Origin of the sequence: Curtobacterium sp. ME26 (assembly GCF_903970945.1) — a bacterium.
In the GTDB taxonomy this organism is placed as follows: Bacteria; Actinomycetota; Actinomycetes; order Actinomycetales; family Microbacteriaceae; genus Curtobacterium; species Curtobacterium citri.
Map to the genome: position 1 here is coordinate 1 of NZ_CAJCKG010000057.1, position 17,632 is coordinate 17,632.

Sequence of the window (17,632 nt, forward strand, 5' to 3'; positions counted from 1 at the left end):
GTGAGGTCCGAGGTCGTCCACCCCTGCCGGCCACGCGGCCGACCCGGGGACGAGCAACCGCGCGCCGGTCGTCACGGCCGCCGCGACGACCGCGGACACGTCGCAGCGGGCCAGCCGCGGTCCCCACCGCTCGAGCGCCGAGCCCACGGTGCCGAGGAACGCCACCGGGTCCTCCGCGCCGGGGACCCCGGCGTCCGCGCACTCCTCGACCAGGGCGAGCGGACCGTCGTCCTCCGCCGCCCGGACGGACGCCAGGGCACGTTCCGCCCCGAGTCCCTGCACGAGCGCACCGGCGACCGCATCCCCGGGCTCGACCACGGCCGACCACGCCACCCGCGCGGCGGCCTCGACCGGCTCGACCACATCGGTGGGACCACCGCCGACCGGCCCGAGCAGGGTGCGGACGGCCGCGAGCAGGTCGACGCCGCCGTTCACAGCGCACTCCGGAGCGCGAGGGCGTCGCGGACGTGCCGGTCGTCCGGCCGGTCCGCGCCCTGGAGGTCCGCGAGGGTCCAGGCCACGCGCATCGCGCGGTCCCACCCCCGCATCGTCAGCGTCCCCAGGTCGAGCGCGTGGTCGAGGACCGCGGTGGCTCCGGGGACCGCACGACCGGGACCGCGGAGCCACGCCCCGGAGACCTCGGCGTTGCGGGTCCAGCCCGTCCCGGCGAGCCGGTCGCGCATCACGGCCCGGGCGGCCGCGACGGCCTGCATGGCCTCGGCGGTCGTCGGGGTGGCGCCGTCCGCACCGCGGATCAGCCCGGTCGTGACCCGCGGGACCCGGACGCGCACATCCATCCGGTCGAGGAGCGGCCCGGACATCCGACCGAGGTACCGCCGCACGGCCGCCGGCGGGCACTCGCACGGCTGCTGCGCCGACCCGGCGTTCCCGCACGGACACGGGTTCGCGGCGAGCACGACCTGGCAGCGCGCGGGGAACTCGGCCGCACCCGCTGCCCGGTGCACGGTGATCCGCCCGGACTCGAGCGGCTGCCGGAGTGCGTCGAGCACCGCGCGCGGGAACTCCGGCGCCTCGTCGAGGAACAGCACGCCCCGCGTCGCACGGGACACCGCACCCGGTCGTACCGTGCCGGACCCGCCGCCGATCAGCGACACCGCGGAGGCGGAGTGGTGCGGGGCCTCCCACGGCGGGCGGGTGGTCCAGGACGCCGCTCCGTGCCCGGCGACCGAACGCACCGCCGCGACCTCGAGCGCGGCCTCGTCGTCGAGGTCCGGCAGCAGTCCGGGCAGCCGCTCCGCGAGCATGGTCTTCCCCGCTCCGGGTGGTCCCACGAACAGTGCGTGGTGCCCACCGGCCGCCGCGGTGACGAGGGCACGCACGCCGACGGGGTTCCCGACGACGTCAGCCAGTTCGGCGACGGGCGACCGCTCGGGCAGGGCCGGCGGGACGAGGACCGGCTCGACCTCGACCGGTGGCAGCAGCGCCCCGGCGTCGATGGCCGCGGCGCGGAGCGAGTCGACGGGGTGGACGTCGACCCCGCGGACGAACCGGGCCTCGTCGGCGTTGCCGGTGGGCAGCACCACCCGGTCGACCCCGGCGTCCCGCGCCGTGAGGAGCATCGGGACCACCCCCGGGACGGGACGGAGCCGCCCGTCGAGCCCGAGCTCGCCGATGTACACCACCCGCTCGTCGACGTGTGGCGCGACGTCCGCCCCGGCCAGGACGGCCATGGCGATCGCGAGGTCGAACCCGGACCCCCGCTTCGGGACGGCCGCCGGGGTCAGGTTGACCGTGATGCGCCGTGCGGGCAGCGGGGCTCCTGCGTTCGCCGCGGCCGCCCGGACCCGCTCGCGGGCCTCGCCCAACGACGTGTCCGGCAGGCCGATGATGCTGAAGGCCGGCAGCTGGCTCGTGAGGTGCGCCTCGACCTCGATCCGCCGCCCGGTCACCCCGAGCAGCGCGACCGCGGCGGACCGACCGATGCCGCTCACAGGACACCCGCCACGTGCTCGAACCCGCACCGGTCGCCGTCGACGTGCACCGCGACCGCGTCCACGCGGATCGCCCGTGCGTGCACCCCGGGGTGCGCGGCGAACCACATCGGCACCAGCCGACGCAGCCGGGCGGCCTTCGCGGGCGTGATCGCCTCCAACGGGTGACCGGTCGTCGTGCCGGCCCGCGTCTTCACCTCGACGAAGACGAGTGTGTCGTCCTGCCAGGCCACGACGTCGATCTCACCCCGTGCACACCGCCAATTGCGTTGCACCACCCGGTACCCCTGCGCGGTCAACCATTCCACGGCGCGGTCTTCGCCGTACCTGCCGAGTGTTCGTCGTTCCATGTCGTCGCCTCCGAACACGACGATCACCGAACGAGGCGTTCCACCGCCGGTGGAGAACACAGACTGTGGAAGAGCACATGTCATGGAATTGCTGTGCAGGAATGACAGGACCCCGGGCGATCCACGATCACCCGGGGTCCTGGAACGGCAGCGTCAGTGTGCGGCTGCGTATGCTTCCTGCACCTGCGTGGAGATACGGCCGCGGCTCGAGACCTCGTACCCGTTCTCCTTCGCCCAGTCGCGGATCTTGGCGAGTTCCTCGGAGTTGCCGCGCTTCGGGGCGGACTTCGGCGCGGAACCGGCGCTCCCACCGGAACGGCGGCCGGAGACCTTGCGTGCTGCGGCGACGTAGTCGGAGATCGCCTCGCGGAACTTGTCCACGTTGTCGTCGGACAGGTCGATCTCGTAGTTGGAACCGTCGAATGCGAATTCGACGGTCCGGCCTTCACCGGCGGTGATGGGCGAGTCGTCGAGGTCGTCGACGAGCTGGACGGTGACCTTCTGTGCCATGTCGTGCTCCTGGGTCGAGGGGTGGGGATCTCCACCACCGTAGCGCGACAATTGCAGGAATGTCACCGGAATGACCTCGCGTCGCAATTCCCGACACGAAGTCGAAGATCACTCGTCGAGCGCGAGTTCCTTCGGGAGTTCGAGTTCCCGCGAGGTGAGTTCCTCGACGTTCACGTCCTTGAAGGTGAGCACACGGACGGACTTCACGAAACGGTCGGAACGGTAGACGTCCCAGACCCACACGTCGTTCATCGTCAGTTCGAAGTAGAAGTCGTGCTCGGTGTCACGGCGCACGAGGTCGACCTCGTTCGCCAGGTAGAACCGCCGCTCGGTCTCGACCACGTACCGGAACTGCGACACGACGTCGCGGTACTCGCGGTACAGGGCAAGTTCGACCTCGCGGTCGTAGTCGTCGAATTCGTCGTCATCCATCGCCCGCACAGTCTACGGCGACCGGACCGACGATGGACGACGCGGTCTCAGCCGACGGCGGAGAGCAGGTCGAAGCCGTCGAGGGCCACGGCCGACGCCTGGTGCAGCCAGCTCTTGCGGTGCAGCGCGTGCGCTCCGACGGCCCGGATGCCGTCGTAGTGGGCCGTCGACCCGTACCCCTTGTTCGACGCCCAGGCGTAGTGCGGGGCGTCGTCGTGGGCGGCCACCATCAGGGCGTCCCGCTCGACCTTCGCCACGACCGACGCCGCGGCGACCGACGCGCAGTCGCGGTCCGCCTTGACGCGGACGACGACCTCGAGCGGCCCGTCCGTGGGGGCGAGACCCGGCGGCAGCGCGCGGGAGAGCCAGTCGGAGGACCCGTCGAGCACGACGACGGCACCGTCGAGCGACAGTCCGTCACGCACCAGTTCGCCGAGGGCTGCCGCGCCGGCCTGTCCCAACGCGGGGACGATCCCCTGCTGGTCGACGACCTCGGCGGCGGTCATCCCGACGGCCGTGCGCGCCCACCGTCGCACCACGGGCACCAGCTCGGTGCGCCGGGGCGCGGACAGGAGCTTCGAGTCGGCGAGCCCCTGAGGCACGCGGCCGACGTCGATCGTCACGGCGGCGACACCGACCGCGACCGGGCCCGCGATCGCCCCGCGGCCGACCTCGTCCATGCCGATGACCGTCACACGACCGGCGCCGAGCAACCGCTTCTCGACACGGAGCGACGGCCGGACGGCGGTCACTCGTCCTTCTCCTCCACGCCCGCGAAGACCTCGGGGTGGTCGTCGAGCCAGGTCCAGCGGCTCATCGGCCACGAGATGACGAAGGCGCGACCGGTGACGTCGGACAGCGGCACGAAGCCCTTCGACGGGGTGTCGCGGTTGTAGCGGGAGTCCTTCGAGTCGTTGCGGTTGTCGCCCATCACCCAGATGGTGCCCTCGGGGACGGTGACCGAGAACGGGTCGGCAGACGCCGGCGCCCCGCTCGGCAGCAGCGTGTACGGCTCCTTGAGCGGCACGCCGTTCACCGACATCTGCCCGAGGTCGTTGCAGCAGGTCACCTTGTCGCCCGGCAGGCCGATCACCCGCTTGATGAGGTGGTCGTCGCTGTCACCGGTCCCGAGCCCGACCTGGGTGAGCAGGAAGTCGATCGCCTTCGCCGGCTGCGTCGTCGGCGCCACGCTCGGCACCTCGGTGCCGGTGAGCCAGCCGCCCGGGTCCTTGAAGACGACGACGTCCCCGCGCTTGAGCGACACGACGTCCGGCACGAGTTCGTTGACGATCACCCGGTCGTTGATCTGGAGCGTGTCCTCCATGGACGCCGACGGGATGTAGAACGACCGGATCAGGAACGTCTTCACGAGGAACGAGACGAGCAGCGCGGCGAGGAAGATGATGACGAGGTCCCGCAGGAACGTCAGGACGCCGTTGCCCTTCTTCTCGGTCTGCGGGCGGCGCCCCGATCCTTGCGTCGTGTCCGTCATCCCAGCTCTCGTTCACACCCACGCTCGAGGAGCGTGCAGGTTCCCACTCACGCTCGACGAGCGTGCAGACCGTTCGCGCCTGGACGGCGCGCACGACGGGAAAGCCCCCCGTCGATGCACAACCGTACATCGACGAGGGGCGTCCAGCGGCACCCGGCTCGCGGGCGCTCACTGTGAAGGCGATCAGGCGTCGCGCTTCTCCTTGATCTTGCGGCGGGCCGCCTTGCCGCGCAGCTCGCGCAGGTAGTACAGCTTCGCGCGGCGGACGTCACCGCGGGTGACGACCTCGATGTGGTCGATGATCGGGGAGTGCACCGGGAACCAGCGCTCGACGCCGACCTGGAAGCTCACCTTGCGGACCTTGAAGGTCTCGCCGAGGCCGTGACCCTGGCGCGCGATGACGACGCCCTGGAAGACCTGGACACGCGAGCGCGTGCCTTCGATGATGTTGACGTGCACCTTGATGGTGTCGCCGGGACGGAAGTCCGGGACGTCGGTGCGCAGGGACGCTGCGTCGACGTGGTCGAGGAGCTGCATGGTCGTTCACTCTCTGCGGACGCGCACGGGTCGCCGCGGATCGGTGGTGGAAGGAAGTGGTGTACCCGGAATCGGCGACTCCCCCGTGGCAGAGTCCAGCCAGGGCACAGCCACCCATCCTGCCACAGGACGGCGGTCCCCGCCAACCGGTGCAGGATGGGAGCATGATCGAACTCCGCACCCCCGCCGAACTGGAGGGCCTGCGCGCCGCCGGTCGGTTCGTCGCCGACGTGCTCGACGAACTGCTCGAGACCGTCGACGTGGGCGTGAACCTGCTCGACCTCGACCGCGTCGCCGCCCGCATGATCGCCGACCGGGGTGCGGTGAGCTGCTACGTCGACTACCACCCGTCCTTCGGCAACTCGCCCTTCGGCAGGAACCTCTGCACGTCGGTCAACGACGCCGCACTGCACGGACTCCCCCACGACCGCGTGCTCGTGGACGGCGACCTCGTCAGCCTCGACTTCGCCGCGAGCGTGGACGGCTGGGTCGCGGACTCCGCCGTCACCGTGCAGGTCGGTACGCCCCGCGACGAGGACCAGCAGCTCATCACGACCGTCGAGCGCGCCCTGGCCGCCGGCATCGAGCAGTTCCGCCCGGGCAACAAGCTCGGTGACGTCTCGTACGCCATCGGCCGCGTCGCGAAGGACGCCGGGTTCGCGGTGAACACGCAGTTCGGCGGGCACGGCGTCGGGCGCACGATGCACGGCGAGCCGCACGTGCCGAACGACGGCCGCCCCGGCCGTGGCCTGAAGCTCCGTCCCGGACTCGTCGTCGCGATCGAGCCGTGGCTCATGCAGGGCACCGACGAGCTGGTGCAGGACGAGGACGGCTGGACGCTCAAGAGCGTCGACGGCTCGCGCGCCGCGCACGTCGAGCACACGGTCGCCGTCACCGATGCCGGTCCGGAGGTCCTGACCCTGCGTCGCGCCCAGCGCGCCGAGGTGACGGACTGACGGACGGGAGGCGCGGTACCGGCTGGTACCGCGCCTCCCGTCCGCCCCGTCGTCGGGTCAGCGCGCGGTGTCGTCGGGCAGCAGGTCCGGGCGGACGCGTCGCGTCCGCTCCACCTGCTGCTCGTGCCGCCACGCGGCGACCCGGGCGTGGTGCCCGCTGAGCAGCACGTCCGGCACCTCGAGGTCACGCCAGACCGCCGGCTTCGTGTACGAGGGGTACTCGAGCAGGCCGTCCTCGTGCGACTCCTCGACGAGCGACTCGGGGTTGCCGACGACGCCGGGCACCAGTCGTCCGACGGCCTCGATCATCGCCATCGCGGCGACCTCGCCGCCGTTCAGCACGTAGTCGCCGAGCGAGAGCTCGACGACCGAGCACCGGGACGCCGCCCACTCGAACACGCGGGCGTCGATGCCCTCGTACCGCCCGCAGGCGAACACGAGGTGGTCGGTGTCCGCGGCGAGGGACCGCGCGATCGCCTGCGTGAACGGCCGACCGGCAGGCGTCGGGACGACCAGGGTCGACGAGCCGTCCTCGCGGAGGACCGCCCACAGCGCCTGTGCCCACGGCTCCGGCTTCATGACCATGCCGGCGCCACCGCCGTACGGGGTGTCGTCGACGGTCCGGTGCCGGTCCGTCGTCCACGAGCGCAGGTCGTGCACGTGCACGTCGAGCAGCCCGTCCACGCGGGCCTTCCCGAGCAGGGAGACGTCGAGGACGGAGAAGAACTCCGGGAAGATCGTGACGATGTCGATGCGCACGGCGGCCTAGGAGATCGTCTCGGGCCGCGAGGTGTCCTCGGGGTCCTCGAACAGGCCGGTCGGCGGCGTGACCGTGACCGTGCCGGCCTCGATGTCGACCGACGGCACGATCGCCGAGACGAACGGCACGAGCACCTCGCCGCGGTCGGGGGTGTCGACGGCCAGCAGGTCCTGCGCCGGCAGGTGGTCGACCCGTGCGACGGTGCCGACCTCGACGCCGTCGCGGAGGACCCGGAGCCCGACGAGCTGGTGGTCGTACCAGGCGTCGTCCTCACCGGTCTCGGCGTCGGCGTCCTGCTCGACCCAGAGGATCGCCCGCGCGAGGGACTCGGCAGCGGTGCGGTCCGCGACGCCCTCGAAGAAGGCGACCGGGTGGCCGTTGTACCAGCGGAGCTCGTCGATGGTCAGGGTCTTGCCCGACCACGGGGAGTCCGCGGGGACCTGGAGCGTGAACTCGGCCCCCGGCGTGAACCGACGATCCGGGTCGTCGGTGTAGAGCTCGAGCTTGATGCCGCCCTTGAGCCCGTGCGCCTTCGTGATTCGACCCACCCGGAGCTGGGTCGTCTCCCTAGGAATCGGTGTCGACCACGTCGACCCGCACCCGCTTGCCGTCGGCGAGAGCCGAGACGAGGGTGCGGAGCGCCTTCGCGGTCCGTCCGGCGCGACCGATCACGCGACCGAGGTCCTCGGGGTGCACACGCACCTCGAGGACCTCGCCACGCGCAGAGGTGGAACTGGCGACGCGGACGTCGTCCGGGTGATCGACGATCCCCTTGACGAGGTGCGTCAGCGCAGAGTCGAGCAAGGAATCAGGCCTCGGTCGTCTCGGCGGCGTCGTCGGCCGACTCGGCCGGAGCGGCGGCGGGGGCCGTCTTCTCCGACTTCGGCTTGAGGACGGCCTTCTTGGCGGTGTCCGCGACGAAGGCCTGCTTCGGCTCGGCGACCTTGACGGTGGACTCGGTGTTGCCCTCGCCCTTGAACTTGCCCCAGTCGCCGGTGAGCTTGAGGAGCGCCGCGACCTGCTCGGTCGGCTGCGCGCCGACGCCGAGCCAGTAGAGCGCACGCTCGGACTCGATCTTGATGACCGAGGGCTCCTCGGTCGGGTGGTACTGACCGATCTCCTCGATCACACGACCGTCGCGCTTGGTGCGCGAGTCGGCGACGACGATGCGGTAGTAGGGCGCACGGATCTTGCCGAGGCGCTTGAGACGGATCTTGACAGCCACAATTACTCCTGTTGCGTGTTGTTGTGGTTGAACCGGAACCGCGGGCGTGGGGGCACGCGCGGTGGAAGCTCGAAGGGAGTCGCGACCTGCTGGATAGAGGGTCGAGCAGACGCGATTCGACCGTTCATTCTTGCAGGTTTCCCGCCGAGAAGCGAGTCAGGACGCGCCGGTGCACCATCGAGTCACGGCGCGAGGCGTCGGACGGCCTCGAGCGCCTCGCTCGTCGCCCGCACCGCGTCGACGCTCCGGGCGTCCCGGGCGCCGCCGACCACCTCGTGCGCGACACCCGCCGCCCGGAGCGCCCCCACCAGGCCGTCGACGCCGTCGGTGTCCGGTCCGGACGCCCGCTCCTGGCCGGCGCACACCACCACGTGGTCGGCCGGGACCGCCCGCTCGCGCCCGTCCTCGTCGCGGATCCAGAGCGCGCCCGGTTCGATCCGGAGGTACTCCTGCACGCCGCCGACCATCCGCACCCCGGCGTCCCGCAGCCGCCCGACCGCGACCCACCGCGAGGTGATGCCCACGCCCTGCCCGAACCGGCCCGACCGGCGGAGCACCGTCACCTGGTGCCCGGGTCGGAGCCGCCGGTCCGACGTCGGCAGCCGCTGCGGCACGTCGCCGATGACGTCCGCGGCGACGTCGACGTCCCACCGCTCGGCGAACGCCGCGGCGCGGACGACCTCGTCGGCCGACTCCACCAGGAACGCCGCGGTGTCGACGCCGATGCCTCCCCCGCCGACGATCGCGACGGTGCCCGGTGGGACGCCGTCGCGGAGCGCCGTCTCGTACGACACCACGTGCGGCAGGTCCGCGCCCGGCAGGTCGACCACGCGCGGGACCACACCGGGGGCGAGCACGACGGCGTCGCTGCCGAGCAGGTCCGTGGTCGTGGCCGGCCGTCCGAGGTGGACCGTGGCACCGCGGTCGTCGAGCTCGGCCCGTGCGGCACGGACGGTGGCGGCGTAGTCCTCCTTGCCCGGGATCGCCGCGGCGAGGGCGAACTGCCCGCCGAGGGCGCGGTCGGCCTCCCACAGGGTGACGCGGTGTCCACGGCGTGCGGCGTCCACGGCGGCCGCGAGCCCCGCGGGACCACCGCCCACCACGTCGACCCGCTTCGGCGCGGTCGTCGGACGGGCGGGGAACGCCAGCTCGCGACCGGCACGCGGGTTCACCAGGCAGGAGACCGGCGCACCGACGATCGAGCGGTCGAGGCAGGCCTGGTTGCAGCCGATGCAGGTGTTGACGAGGTCGAAGCGGCCGTCGAGCGAGCGCCGCACCAGGTCGGGGTCGGCGAGGAACGGCCGGGCCAGGGCCACCGCGTCGAGGAGCCCGTCGCCGAGCACGGCCTCGCCGTCGCGCAGGTCCGTCATCCGGTTCGACGCGATCACCCGGACCGCCGGGTGGTCCGACGCCCGCACGACCCGGGCGACCCGGGCGGCGTACGCGAGCCACGCCCCGTGCGGCACCGCCGCCTGCACGGTCGGCGTGCGCGACTCGTGCCACCCGATCCCGACCGAGATGCCGTCGAGGCCGAGCGGCAGCAGGTCGTGCACGAGGGCGTCGACCTCGTCCTCGGTCGTCGACCCCGGCATGAGGTCCGCGCCCGACAGCCGGATCGTGACGGCGAGGTCCGGCACCGCGCTGCGGACGGCCCGCACGACCTCGACCGCGAAACGGCGCCGACGGACGGCGTCCCCGCCCCACTCGTCGTCACGCAGGTTCGTCAGCGGCGACTGGAACTGGTTGACCAGGTACCCCTCCGACGCCATGATCTCGACGCCGTCGAAGCCGATCGCCCGGGCCGCCCGGGCGGCGGCGGCGAAGTCCTCGACGGTCCGGCCGACCTCGTCCGCCGACAGCTCCGTCGGCACGACACCACGGGCCGCGGCCCACGGCAAGGCGCTGGGCGCCACGACGCGCTGGGGACGTCCGTGCCGGTCGACCATCCCGCTGGCGAGTGCGTACCGTCCAGCGTGGAACAGCTGCGCGAGGACGGCCCCGCCCTCCTCGTGCACGGCCTCGACCGCGACGTGGAAGCGCTCGTCCGCTCCCCCGGCGCCGAACACCGCGAAGTCCGGGCCCCCGCGGGCCTCGTCGCTGATCGCGATCCCGCCCGTGACGATGCAGCCGACGCCCCCGGCCGCGCGCTCGCGGTAGAACGCGGCGAGGGCGGCCCCGCCGTCGTCGAGCAGCTCGAGCCCGGTGTGCATCGACCCCATCACCACCCGGTTCCGCAGGTGCAGCGGTCCGAGGGTCCAGGGCGACGCGACGGTCCGGAGCACGTCCGGGACCACGGGCGTCGAAGCGACGGTGCTCATGACACCACTCTGCCGGACGACGTGGTGCGGTCCGAGTTCCTTGTGCCGACCCTCCAACCCGACGGGCAGGATGGCTGCATGGACATCCGCTTCACCGAGTCCCGCCCGTCGACCCTCGGCGTCGAGTGGGAGCTCCCGCTGGTCGACCGCGACACCGGCGACCTCGCGCCCCGTGCCCCCGCCGTGATCTCCGCCGTGCAGGAACGCCTCGGCGACCCCGACCGGGTCACCGAGGAGCTCCTCACGAACACGGTCGAGGTCGTCACCGGCGTGCACGACACGGTCGGCGGCGCGACGCGGGAGCTCGCGGGCATCATCGGTGAGGTCGTCGACGCGGCCGAGCCCCTCGACGCGCAGGTGATGTGCTCTGGCACGCACCCCTTCGCGGTGTGGGACCAGCAGGAGATCACCCCGGACAGCGAGCACTACACGACGCTCATCGACCGGACGCGCTGGTGGGGTCGGCAGATGCTCATCTGGGGTGTCCACGTGCACGTCGGGATCGACGACCGCGACAAGGCGGTGCCGATCATGAACGCGATGCTCGCCTACGTGCCGCACCTGCAGGCCTTCACCGCGTCGAGCCCGTTCTGGGGCGGCACCGACACCGGGTACGCGTCGAACCGGGCGCTCATGTTCCAGCAGCTGCCGACCGGTGGGCTCCCGCCGGACGTCGCCGGATGGGCCGACTTCGAGACGGTCGTCGACGACCTGACGAGGACCGGCGTGATCGAGGGCTTCAAGGACCTGCGGTGGGACATCCGCCCGTCGCCCGGCTGGGGCACGCTCGAGAACCGCGTCTCGGACGGCATCTCGACCCTGCACGAGGTCGGCGCCGTCACCGCGTTCGTCCAGTGCCTGGTCACCGCGCTCTCCGACCGCCTCGACCGCGGCGAGACCCTGCCGTCGATGCAGCCGTGGTTCATCCGCGAGAACAAGTGGCGCGCGGCGCGCTACGGCATGGAGGCGGAGATCATCACGAACGCCGCCGGCGACGAACGCCTGGTCACGGACGAGGTCCACGACCTGGTCGGACGCCTCGACCCGATCGCCGAACGGCTCGGCTGCCAGCAGGAGCTGCACCACCTGGACACGATGATCGCCGACGGCGCGTCCTACCAGCGGCAGCTCCGGGTCGCGCAGGAGAACGGTGGTGACCTCCGCGCGGTCGTCCGTCACCTGGTGACGGAGCTGCGGGAGTCGCTCTAGACGCCACCACGGAGCGGACGGGAGGCCCGGTACCAGCTGGTACCGGGCCTCCCGTCCGTCAGGGGCTCGTCCATCAGGGGGTCGCGACTAGCGGCCCAGGAACTTCTGCAGGCTGGCGAGCTCTTCCTCGCTCGGCGCCTTCCCGCCCTTAGCAGCGCCACCGAAGCCGAAGCCCGATCCGCTCGGCGCCTGCTGCTGCGGCTGCGGCGCCGCACCGGAGGCCAGGGCCGCGCGCTTGGCGGGGTTGCCGACCTTCTTCTTCTTGGCGCCGCCCTGGTGCTGCTTCTTCTTGCCGCCGTGCATGCCCGGGATGGGGCCCATGCCCGGCATCTGCGGCACACCGCCGCGCGCGACGGTCTTCATCATCTTGGCGGCCTGCTCGAAGCGGTTCACGAGGGCGTTGACCTCGGTCACGGTCGTGCCGGAACCCCTGGCGATGCGGAGCCGCCGCGAGCCGTTGAGGAGCTTGGGGAGCTGACGCTCCTGCTTCGTCATCGACTGGATGATCGCCTCGGTCCGGACGATCTCGCCCTCGTCGAAGTTGTCGAGCGCCTCCCGCATGCCCTTGGCGCCCGGGAGCATGCCGAGCATGCCCTTGATCGAGCCGGCCTTGCGCAGCTGCTGCATCTGCGCCAGGAAGTCGTCGAGCGTGAACGAGTCGGTGGCGATCTTCTCGGCGACCTTGCGGGCCTCGTCCTCGTCGAACGCCTGCTGCGCCTGCTCGATGAGCGAGAGGATGTCGCCGAGGTCGAGGATGCGGCTCGCCATGCGGTCCGGGTGGAACGGCTCGAAGTCGTCGAGCCCCTCGCCCGTGGACGCGAACATGATCGGACGACCGGTCACGCTGGCGACCGACAGGGCCGCACCACCGCGGGCGTCGCCGTCGAGCTTCGACAGGACGACGCCGGTGAAGTCGACGCCCTCCTGGAAGGCACGGGCCGTGTTCACGGCGTCCTGACCGATCATCGCGTCGATGACGAACAGGACCTCGTCCGGGTCGACGGCCTTGCGGATGTTCGCCGCCTGCTTCATGAGCTCGGCGTCGACGCCGAGACGACCGGCGGTGTCCACGATGACGGTGTCGTACTGCTGGTCGACCGCGGCCTTGATCGCGTTCTTCGCGACCTTCACCGGGTCGCCGACGCCGTTGCCGGGCTCCGGCGCGAAGACGTGCACGCCGGCCTGCTCACCGACGACCTGCAGCTGCTGCACGGCGTTCGGACGCTGGAGGTCCGCCGCGACGAGCATCGGGGTGTGGCCGTCCTTCTTGAGCCACTTGCCGAGCTTGCCCGCGAGGGTCGTCTTGCCGGCACCCTGGAGGCCCGCGAGCATGATGACCGTCGGCGGCCGCTTCGCGAACTCGAGTCGTCGCTGCTGGCCGCCGAGGATGCCGACGAGTTCCTCGTTGACGATCTGGACGACCTGCTGGGCCGGGTTGAGTGCCTTGTTGACCTCGTCGGAGAGCGCGCGCTCCCGCACCGAGGCGGTGAAGGCCTTGACGACCTCGAGCGCGACGTCCGCGTCGAGCAGCGCCCGGCGGATCTCGCGGACGGTGCCGTCGACGTCGGACGGGGTCAGCCGACCCTTGCTCCGCAGGTTGCGGAAGGTCTCGGTCAGCCGATCGGAGAGTGAGCCGAATTGCGCCATGATCCGTCGATCCTACCGTCCAGCCCGTCGCGGCCACTGCAGACGCTCGCTTCGGTTGTTGGACTCCGTCCAGGAACTGCCGTACGGTGCTCCTCGTGGGAGAACTCGAGATCATCCGGTGGCCCGGCCTGCTCGACCACGCGGCGGGTGTGGCGGTGCAGCGCGGGTACCGGTCCGACGTGGTGGCCGGACGGTCGCCGGGCGTCGTGGTCCTCTGCGAGCACCCGTCGGTGTACACCGCCGGCCGCCGCACCGAGCCCACCGACCTGCCGACGGACGGCTCCCCCGTGGTCGAGGTCGACCGCGGCGGCCGCATCACGTGGCACGGCCCCGGTCAGCTCGTCGTCTACCCGATCGTCCGGCTGGCGGAGCCGCTCGACGTCCTGGCGTGGGTGCGCGACCTCGAGCAGGTCGTCATCGACGTCGCCGCGGCGGTCGGGGTGGCCGCCGTCCGGGTCGCCGGGCGGAGCGGCGCGTGGGTCCCGGGCGAGGACGGGTCGGACCTCGACAAGGTCGGCGCGATCGGCCTGCACGTGGCCGAGGGTGTCACGAGCCACGGCATCGCGATCAACTGCACGAACGCGCTCGACGCCTACGCGGCGATCGTGCCCTGCGGGATCGCCGACGCGGGCGTCACCACCCTGAGCCGCGCCGCCGGCAGGCCCGTCACCGTCGACGAGGTCGCCGCCCTCGTCGGTCCGCGGGTCCAGCAGGCGGTCGACGGCATGCGCGCCGGCAGCCGCATCAGCACCACGCGACAGGAGGTCGCCGCATGACCCTCGCCCCCGACGGCCGACGGATGCTCCGCGTCGAGGCCCGCAACGCCGCGACGCCCATCGAGGTCAAGCCCGCGTGGATCAAGACGCGGGCGACGCAGGGACCGGAGTTCCGCGAGCTCTCCGGCCTGGTCCGCGACAAGCAGCTCCACACCGTGTGCCAGGAGGCCGGCTGCCCGAACATCTTCGAGTGCTGGGAGGACCGCGAGGCCACCTTCCTCATCGGCGGTTCACAGTGCACCCGGCGGTGCGACTTCTGCCAGATCGACACCGGCAAGCCCGAGGACCTCGACCGCGACGAACCCCGCCGCGTCGCCGACTCGGTCGTGTCGATGGGACTCAAGTACGCCACCGTGACCGGCGTCGCCCGCGACGACCTCGAGGACGGGGGCGCCTGGCTCTACGCCGAGACCATCCGGCAGATCCACGAGCAGTCGCCCGGCACCGGGGTCGAGATCCTGGTCCCCGACTTCAACGGTAGACCCGACCAGCTCGGGCAGGTCTTCGCCGCGCGTCCCGAGGTGTTCGCGCACAACGTCGAGACCGTCCCGCGCATCTTCAAGCGCATCCGGCCCGCGTTCCGCTTCGAGCGCTCGCTCGACGTCATCACGCAGGGTCGCGACGCCGGTCTGGTCACGAAGTCCAACCTCATCCTCGGGATGGGCGAGGAACGCGACGAGGTGGAGGACGCCCTGCAGCAGCTGCACGACGCCGGGACGGACATCGTCACGCTGACCCAGTACCTCCGGCCCTCGCCCCGGCACCTGCCGGTCGCGCGCTGGGTCGCGCCGGAGGAGTTCGTCGAACTCCGCGAGGTCGCCGAGCGGATCGGGTTCGCCGGCGTCCTCGCGGGCCCCCTGGTCCGGTCGTCGTACCGGGCGGGGCGCCTGTGGGCCCGCGCGACGGTGGCGCGCGGGGGCACCGTGCCGCCGCACCTGGCTCACCTGCTCGACGCGGCGCCGGGTCGCCAGGCCGTGTGAGGCGCGTGCGGCGCGTGGGGACGTGCTGACGGACGGGAGGCCCGGTACCAGCTGGTACCGGGCCTCCCGTCCGTCAGGTGGTCGCGCCTACACGCGGCTGCGGACACTCCGGACGATCCAGCCGACGACTGCCAGCAGGATGAGCACGATGCCGATGAACAGCAGGAACTTCAGGGCGGCGACGAATATCCCGCTGAAGAGCAGGACGAGGCCGACGATGATTGCGATGACGAGCAGTGCGGGCATGGGGCCGACCGTACGCGCGATCAGCCCACGAGGTTCTGCACGAAGACGTGCGGCGTGAAGCCCGTCAGATCGTTGATGCCCTCGCCCTGCCCGATGAGCTTGATCGGGATGCCGGTCTTCTCCTGCACGCTGAGCACGAACCCGGCCTTGGCGGAGCCGTCGAGCTTCGTGATGACGAGTCCGGTCACGCCGGCGCCCTCGATGAACGCCTGCGCCTGCGCGAGGCCGTTCTGCCCGGTGGTGGCGTCGAGCACGAGGAGCACCTCGGCGATCTCGGTCTGCTTCTCGACCACCCGCTTGATCTTCGTCAGCTCGTCCATCAGGCCGGCCTTGGTGTGGAGTCGACCGGCGGTGTCGATGACGACGATCTCGGTGCCGTCGTGGATCGCCTTCTCGACGGTCTGGTAGGCGACCGACGCGGGGTCCTGCCCGGGCTGCGCCGGCCGGACGACCTCGACGCCGGCGCGCTGCGCCCACGTGGCCACCTGTTCGACCGCCGCCGCGCGGAAGGTGTCCGCCGCGCCGACGACGACGGTGCGGTCGTACGTGCGGAGGAACTTCGCGAACTTGCCGATCGTGGTCGTCTTGCCCACGCCGTTGACGCCGACGACGAGCACGACGGCGGGCCGGGCGCTGAGCTTGAGCGTGGTGTCGAGCTTCGACAGTCGTTCCTCGAGGACCTCGCGGAGCATGCGCTGCAGGTCCGCGGGGTCGGTCGTGCCGTAGCGGTCGACGCGCGCGTGGAGGTCCTCGATGACCTCGTCCGCGATGTCGGGGCCGAAATCCGCACCGATCAACGCGGTCTCGAGGTCGTCCCACGTGGTCTCGTCGATGGTCTTCCGCTGGAACAGGCCGCGGAGACGGGTGGACAGTGACCAGGAACTCGCCATGCTCCCAGCTTAGAGCGCGCCACGGGCGGGCAGCGCCCGGTACCCTTGGGTCCTGAAGGGGAGTACTCCACTTCGGCGCACCCGTCAGTACGGTCTGGGACGATCCAGACCCGGGACGCCGGTCGTGTCGGACCATCTGGTCGACGCGGCGGAGGAGACCTTCAGGCCTCGGCGTACCCACGTGCGCCCATACCTGAAGGACATCCGATGGACGTTCCCCTCTACGTCTGGCTCCTCACCATCGCGGGCATCCTCGCGCTGCTGGTGTTCGACTTCTACTCCCACGTGCGGACGCCGCACGTGCCGCACATCAAGGAGTCCGCGTTCTGGTCGGCGTTCTACGTCGGCCTCGCGATCCTGTTCGGTGTCGGCATCCTGGTGTTCGGCGGCGGCCAGGCCGGCGGTGAGTACTTCGCCGGGTGGCTGACCGAGAAGGCCCTGTCGGTCGACAACCTGTTCGTCTTCCTGATCATCATGTCGAGCTTCGCGGTGCCGAAGGAGTTCCAGCAGAAGGTGCTGCTGGTCGGCGTCGCGATCGCCCTGGTGGCCCGCGGTGTCTTCATCGCCCTCGGCGTCACGATCATCGAGAACTTCTCGTGGGTCTTCTACCTGTTCGGCGCGCTGCTGTTCTGGCTCGCCTGGTCGCAGGCCCGCAGCGGGAACGACCACGGTGCCGAGGAGGGCGACTCCCGGCTCATCCGCATCCTGCGCCGCGTCATCCCGACCACGGACGACTACCACGGCGACAAGCTGACCGCGAAGGTCGACGGCAAGCGCCTCTTCACCCCGATGCTGCTCGTCATGGTCGCGATCGGCCTCACCGACGTGCTCTTCGCGCTCGACTCGATCCCGGCGATCTTCGGTCTGACCCAGGACGCGTTCATCGTGTTCACCGCGAACGCGTTCTCGCTCCTGGGCCTGCGCCAGCTGTACTTCCTCATCGCGGGGCTGCTCGAGCGCCTCATCTACCTCGGGCAGGGCCTGGCGGTCATCCTCGCCTTCATCGGTGTGAAGCTCGTCTTCCACGCCATGCACGTCAACGAGCTGCCGTTCATCAACGGCGGCGAGCACATCGAGTGGGCGCCGGAGATCCCGATCTGGTTCTCGCTCAGCTTCATCGCGCTGACGATCGCCGTCGCGACGGTCGCGTCGCTGGTGGTCTCGAAGAAGCGCCAGGAGCGCGGCCTCACCCCGACGGGCGAGCCGAAGGAGCCGGTGGCGGCCGACGAGATCGGGAGGGCACACGACTGAACTCCAGTCACGCCTGAGAATCGCGTATGCCGGCTACTGTTGGAACAAAGAATACAAGAATGGCACGTTTGAGAACTTTAATCATCGTACTGTTCGATAAC

General features: G+C 71.3%; 20 protein-coding genes and 1 pseudogene. 5 read left to right on the top strand and 16 right to left on the bottom strand.

All coding sequences use genetic code 11. The features are described 5' to 3' along the window. The 8 genes and pseudogenes from H7A69_RS15225 to rplS form a co-directional block, all read right to left on the bottom strand. Positions 1 to 435: pseudogene (locus H7A69_RS15225) on the bottom strand (DNA-protecting protein DprA); the annotation flags it as partial. Beyond that, the gene (locus tag H7A69_RS15230) at positions 432 to 1,952 is read right to left on the bottom strand and encodes a YifB family Mg chelatase-like AAA ATPase (protein ID WP_182047814.1); all 1,521 of its coding nucleotides are present in this window, start codon (positions 1,950 to 1,952) and stop codon (positions 432 to 434) included. The pseudogene H7A69_RS15225 and the gene H7A69_RS15230, both read right to left, overlap by 4 nt. Next, complete coding sequence (locus H7A69_RS15235) at positions 1,949 to 2,302, bottom strand: YraN family protein (RefSeq protein WP_182047816.1); 354 nt, start codon at positions 2,300 to 2,302, stop codon at positions 1,949 to 1,951. Before H7A69_RS15235 ends, H7A69_RS15230 begins: the two co-directional genes overlap by 4 nt. A 153-nt stretch (positions 2,303 to 2,455) precedes the next feature. Further along, positions 2,456 to 2,812 (bottom strand): histone-like nucleoid-structuring protein Lsr2, encoded by a 357-nt coding sequence (locus tag H7A69_RS15240; protein WP_069710680.1) that lies wholly within the window; start codon positions 2,810 to 2,812, stop codon positions 2,456 to 2,458. 108 nt (positions 2,813 to 2,920) lie between these two features. Continuing rightward, on the bottom strand, positions 2,921 to 3,244 hold the full coding sequence (locus tag H7A69_RS15245) for a DUF2469 family protein (protein WP_058730091.1): 324 nt from the start codon (positions 3,242 to 3,244) through the stop codon (positions 2,921 to 2,923). A gap of 47 nt (positions 3,245 to 3,291) precedes the next feature. Next, entirely contained in the window at positions 3,292 to 3,996 is a 705-nt protein-coding gene (locus H7A69_RS15250) for a ribonuclease HII (protein WP_182047818.1), read from the bottom strand. Then, complete coding sequence (gene lepB / locus H7A69_RS15255) at positions 3,993 to 4,736, bottom strand: signal peptidase I (protein WP_182047820.1); 744 nt, start codon at positions 4,734 to 4,736, stop codon at positions 3,993 to 3,995. The genes H7A69_RS15250 and lepB overlap by 4 nt, the downstream gene beginning before the upstream one ends. A 183-nt stretch (positions 4,737 to 4,919) precedes the next feature. Continuing rightward, entirely contained in the window at positions 4,920 to 5,273 is a 354-nt protein-coding gene (gene rplS / locus H7A69_RS15260; protein WP_058730094.1) for a 50S ribosomal protein L19, read from the bottom strand. 164 nt (positions 5,274 to 5,437) lie between these two features. Between rplS and map the strand changes: the two genes are divergently transcribed. After that, positions 5,438 to 6,229: a type I methionyl aminopeptidase gene (map, locus tag H7A69_RS15265; protein ID WP_182047822.1), complete on the top strand. Its 792-nt coding sequence runs from the start codon at positions 5,438 to 5,440 to the stop codon at positions 6,227 to 6,229. 57 nt (positions 6,230 to 6,286) lie between these two features. Here the strand turns inward: map and trmD are convergent, their stop codons facing one another. The 5 genes from trmD to H7A69_RS15290 form a co-directional block, all read right to left on the bottom strand. Continuing rightward, complete coding sequence (gene trmD / locus H7A69_RS15270; RefSeq protein WP_182047824.1) at positions 6,287 to 6,988, bottom strand: tRNA (guanosine(37)-N1)-methyltransferase TrmD; 702 nt, start codon at positions 6,986 to 6,988, stop codon at positions 6,287 to 6,289. 6 nt (positions 6,989 to 6,994) lie between these two features. After that, on the bottom strand, positions 6,995 to 7,537 hold the full coding sequence (rimM, locus tag H7A69_RS15275; protein WP_182047826.1) for a ribosome maturation factor RimM: 543 nt from the start codon (positions 7,535 to 7,537) through the stop codon (positions 6,995 to 6,997). Between the two features lie 19 nt (positions 7,538 to 7,556). Further along, the gene (locus H7A69_RS15280; RefSeq protein WP_058730104.1) at positions 7,557 to 7,793 is read right to left on the bottom strand and encodes an RNA-binding protein; all 237 of its coding nucleotides are present in this window, start codon (positions 7,791 to 7,793) and stop codon (positions 7,557 to 7,559) included. A 4-nt stretch (positions 7,794 to 7,797) separates the two neighbouring features. After that, the gene (gene rpsP, locus H7A69_RS15285; protein ID WP_066654835.1) at positions 7,798 to 8,214 is read right to left on the bottom strand and encodes a 30S ribosomal protein S16; all 417 of its coding nucleotides are present in this window, start codon (positions 8,212 to 8,214) and stop codon (positions 7,798 to 7,800) included. Positions 8,215 to 8,396: 182 nt separating this feature from the next. Further along, on the bottom strand, positions 8,397 to 10,532 hold the full coding sequence (locus H7A69_RS15290) for an FAD-dependent oxidoreductase (RefSeq protein ID WP_182047828.1): 2,136 nt from the start codon (positions 10,530 to 10,532) through the stop codon (positions 8,397 to 8,399). 78 nt (positions 10,533 to 10,610) lie between these two features. Between H7A69_RS15290 and H7A69_RS15295 the strand changes: the two genes are divergently transcribed. Then, positions 10,611 to 11,741: a glutamate--cysteine ligase gene (locus H7A69_RS15295; protein ID WP_182047830.1), complete on the top strand. Its 1,131-nt coding sequence runs from the start codon at positions 10,611 to 10,613 to the stop codon at positions 11,739 to 11,741. Between the two features lie 87 nt (positions 11,742 to 11,828). Here H7A69_RS15295 and ffh read toward each other — a convergent pair whose 3' ends face one another. Then, on the bottom strand, positions 11,829 to 13,388 hold the full coding sequence (gene ffh, locus H7A69_RS15300) for a signal recognition particle protein (RefSeq protein WP_182047832.1): 1,560 nt from the start codon (positions 13,386 to 13,388) through the stop codon (positions 11,829 to 11,831). A 110-nt stretch (positions 13,389 to 13,498) separates the two neighbouring features. On the opposite strand from ffh, the gene lipB reads away from it, so the two are divergent. Then, positions 13,499 to 14,164 (top strand): lipoyl(octanoyl) transferase LipB, encoded by a 666-nt coding sequence (gene lipB, locus H7A69_RS15305; protein ID WP_411469373.1) that lies wholly within the window; start codon positions 13,499 to 13,501, stop codon positions 14,162 to 14,164. Continuing rightward, on the top strand, positions 14,161 to 15,144 hold the full coding sequence (gene lipA / locus H7A69_RS15310) for a lipoyl synthase (protein WP_182047836.1): 984 nt from the start codon (positions 14,161 to 14,163) through the stop codon (positions 15,142 to 15,144). Before lipB ends, lipA begins: the two co-directional genes overlap by 4 nt. A gap of 87 nt (positions 15,145 to 15,231) precedes the next feature. On the opposite strand, the gene H7A69_RS15315 is transcribed toward lipA, so the two are convergent. Next, a complete protein-coding gene (locus tag H7A69_RS15315; protein WP_182047838.1) occupies positions 15,232 to 15,390 on the bottom strand; it encodes a hypothetical protein in 159 nt (52 codons plus the stop codon). A gap of 20 nt (positions 15,391 to 15,410) precedes the next feature. After that, entirely contained in the window at positions 15,411 to 16,280 is an 870-nt protein-coding gene (ftsY, locus tag H7A69_RS15320; RefSeq protein WP_069710671.1) for a signal recognition particle-docking protein FtsY, read from the bottom strand. Between the two features lie 207 nt (positions 16,281 to 16,487). On the opposite strand from ftsY, the gene H7A69_RS15325 reads away from it, so the two are divergent. After that, positions 16,488 to 17,531: a TerC family protein gene (locus H7A69_RS15325; RefSeq protein ID WP_182047840.1), complete on the top strand. Its 1,044-nt coding sequence runs from the start codon at positions 16,488 to 16,490 to the stop codon at positions 17,529 to 17,531. Positions 17,532 to 17,632: the final 101 nt, after the last annotated feature.